Source organism: Streptomyces massasporeus, from assembly GCF_014648995.1.
Classification (GTDB): domain Bacteria; phylum Actinomycetota; class Actinomycetes; order Streptomycetales; family Streptomycetaceae; genus Streptomyces; species Streptomyces massasporeus.
The window spans coordinates 1-887 of record NZ_BMSE01000067.1; the positions used below are offsets into that span (position 1 = coordinate 1).

The following is an 887-nucleotide window of genomic DNA, read 5'->3' on the forward strand; positions in this document are numbered from 1 at the left end:
CGCCGCGTCGGTGAGGTCGAAGCGCTCCAGCAGCTCGGCGGCGACGCGGCGTCCCTCGCGCTTGGGCAGGTGGTGCAGGTCCGCCATGAGGAGCATGTTCTCCTCGCCGGTGATCAGGCCGTCGACCGCGGAGAACTGACCGGTCACCCCGATCTCGGCGCGTATGGCCTGCGGGTCAGCGGTGAGGTCGTGACCGCCGACCCGGATCTCGCCACTGGTCGGGTCCGGCGAGATGAGGGTGGAGAGGATCTTGACGGCGGTGGTCTTGCCGGCGCCGTTCGGGCCGAGGAGGGAGAAGATCGTTCCTTCCGGGACGGCCAGGTCGACACCGTCCAGGACGGTCTTGTCGCCGTAGGACTTCCGCAGTCCGTTCGCCGCGATGGCCAGATCGGTCATGAGAGGTGCTCCTTAGGACGGGCGGCGGGCTGCTAGAGGCTGCGGGCGGTGATGTCGCCCTGGGCGGTGGTCGCGTGGAAGGTCAGGCCGGCGGCGCCGTCGGCGTTCTTGAGGGCGTTGTGGATCCGGCCGTGGCCGGTGCCGGCGTCGAGGGAGGCGGAGACGCCGTGGGCGGCGGCGACGGTGATGTCGCCCTGCTCGGTGCGCAGTGCGACGGCGCCGGTTACGGCCTCGGCGATGCGGAGGTCACCCTTCTGGGTGGTGATCTCGGCGGGGCCTCCGAGGCGGCCGACGGTGATGTCGCCGGCGAGCAGGGTGAGGCGGGCGCTGCCGGTCTCGTCGAGCTTGACCGTGCCCTGGGCCGCGTCGAAGACGACGTCGCCGAGCCGTCCGACGCCGCGCAGGTCGGTGGCGGCGCCCTTGGCCTGGACGCGGGAGCCGGCGGGCAGCTGGACGGTGACCTCGACGGATCCGGAGTGGCCGAGGACGCG

General features: G+C 72.3%; 2 protein-coding genes. Both read right to left on the reverse strand.

Annotated elements, in window-relative coordinates; all coding sequences use genetic code 11:
• Positions 1–396 (reverse strand): ATP-binding cassette domain-containing protein (locus IE153_RS41240; RefSeq protein WP_189594805.1); only part of this gene is annotated, 396 nt, incomplete at its 3' end.
• 32 nt (positions 397–428) lie between these two features.
• A partial coding sequence (locus tag IE153_RS41245) for a DUF4097 family beta strand repeat-containing protein (RefSeq protein ID WP_189594806.1) occupies positions 429–887 on the reverse strand: 459 nt, incomplete at its 5' end.